2 protein-coding genes are annotated in these 1,730 nt (G+C 66.9%); both read right to left on the bottom strand.

Going from position 1 to position 1,730, the window contains the following annotated elements; genetic code table 11:
• Positions 1-111 precede the first annotated feature (111 nt).
• A complete protein-coding gene (locus IHV84_RS20125; protein WP_015061191.1) occupies positions 112-714 on the bottom strand; it encodes a formyltransferase family protein in 603 nt (200 codons plus the stop codon).
• Complete coding sequence (locus tag IHV84_RS20120) at positions 705-1,655, bottom strand: hypothetical protein (RefSeq protein ID WP_015061193.1); 951 nt, start codon at positions 1,653-1,655, stop codon at positions 705-707. Before IHV84_RS20120 ends, IHV84_RS20125 begins: the two co-directional genes overlap by 10 nt.
• Positions 1,656-1,730 lie beyond the last annotated feature (75 nt).

The raw sequence follows: 1,730 nt of genomic DNA, 5'->3' as shown, positions 1-1,730 counted from the left end.
TGGCGCGGGCAGCGAGTACCATTATTTGATGCTTACTTTTGAGACACCACACTAGTAAAGCGGCCCTGAATTCAGGACAAAGCGTCGATGGATTCAGGACACGAATTTAACTCACCGGCTCCCGGCCAATCGCTTGGCCACGTAAGCAGGCTCCCAGGTGGCCATGTCCGGGTCTTGAGGCGTCCTCGGCACCTCCCCGGCATCTAGCCTGGTCAACACCCCGCTCAGCAACCGCAAGCCCATAGGGGCCAGCTCACGCCGCCAAAGCGCCTCGGCGGTATCGCCTGGCTTGACCCAGCACCAATCCTGCGCCGCTATATCCCCGGTATCCGCCCCGTCGTCCAGCCAGTACGCGGTGCCGCCCGTTACCTGGTCGCGCATGTGGACGGCCCACACGACAGCATCCCGGCCCCGATGGCGGGGTAGCAGGCTGGGGTGGTAGCCCAGAGCCCCCAGTCGGGCCTTGGCGCGCGCCTCGGGCGTGACAAACAGGTGGGCATGGGCGCACAGGATCACGTCCAGCCCATCCGGCACCCATTCCGCGCCCAGGCGCTTGTCTACTTGGCACAGCGGCACACCGGCGTCGGTGGCCAGCGCGGCCAGGCGGTCATCCACCCGAGGCGCGCTGACCGCCACCACGTCGTCGCCGCGCGCCAGGCACAGCTTGAGCACCTCGGCCCCGAAGAACTTCTGCCCGACGATCATCACGCGCATGGTGCCGCCCCTAGGTAGCGGAAGCCCTGCACGGCCCGGAAGTGGCCACCGTAACCCGCCCCGACGTTCTTGGTGCCGAGCCTGGCCGCCGTCTTAGCCATGCTTTGCAGGCTGCGTGCCTTGCTCTCCCCGACCAGCTTGGCCGATACCTGCGTCCACCTGGTAGACCGGCGCAGGGCGCTGGCCAGGCCGGGGTGGCTGGTGTGGAACAGGGTCAGCATGGGCTTGTCGTAGCGGTTCTGGCCAAGCCGCCAGCGCTCGCAAACCGCGTCCAGGAAGCGCAAGCCCACCCCGGCACCCTGCCATTCCGGCATCACGACCAGGCGGCAGGCGCGGGCCTCAACCATCCCGGCGCGGGTGCTGACGGCCAGGTGGGCGACAAGCTGGCCATCCACCGTGGCCATGTAGTTGGTAGCGGCGATCATGCGGGGCAGCTTCAAATAGTGATGCGGCTCAAAGGCTGGCCAATGCTCCCAGCCGGTTTGCCACACGTCCACGTCGATGCGCGGTCGCCGCCAAAGAGACCCCCGTGAAAACTTGCCGGTGGCCGTGTCAAAAACCCAATCCGGCTGCACCCAATCCAGAATGTCGTAGTGGCAGCTCAGCAGCACCGCCTGGCCGCCCGTGCGCCGCCAAGCCTTGGCAAAGGCCCCCGCGCCGATCTGCGCGATCTGCCGGTCGACCACGCTGCTGAATTCGTCCAGGACGGCCCGGCTGGGTGCCTCGGCAATCAGCCTGGCCAGGTTGGCCCTGAACTGCTCACCGTTGGAAAGAACCGAATAGGGTCGCAGCCAGGTAGGCACGCTGCCCAGGCCCACGCTGGAGAGCGCGGCCGTCACGTCGTCAAACGAGCCGTCTGGCGTGATGGCGTCTATTACCGGCATGTCGGCTGGCCAGCCAGGCGCATAGACCGCCTCGCTGCCCCACAGGGCGCGGCCCATGCTGGTCTTGCCCGAGCCGCTCTTTGCCCATGGCTTTGCCCGCGCTCGCTGCGGCGACTGTGGGCACGACTACTT

Source organism: Acidovorax sp. IB03 (assembly GCF_016406015.1).
Lineage (GTDB): Bacteria > Pseudomonadota > Gammaproteobacteria > Burkholderiales > Burkholderiaceae_C > Acidovorax > Acidovorax temperans.
The sequence above is the reverse complement of the archived record's forward strand: the minus strand, read 5'-3'. Positions and strand labels throughout refer to the sequence as shown.

Excerpts from the sequence above, each read along its gene's own strand:
- IHV84_RS20125 (WP_015061191.1), bottom strand. The coding sequence starts at position 714 with ATGCGCGTGATGATCGTCGGGCAGAAGTTCTTCGGGGCCGAGGTGCTC.
- IHV84_RS20120 (WP_015061193.1), bottom strand. The coding sequence starts at position 1,655 with ATGGGCCGCGCCCTGTGGGGCAGCGAGGCGGTCTATGCGCCTGGCTGG.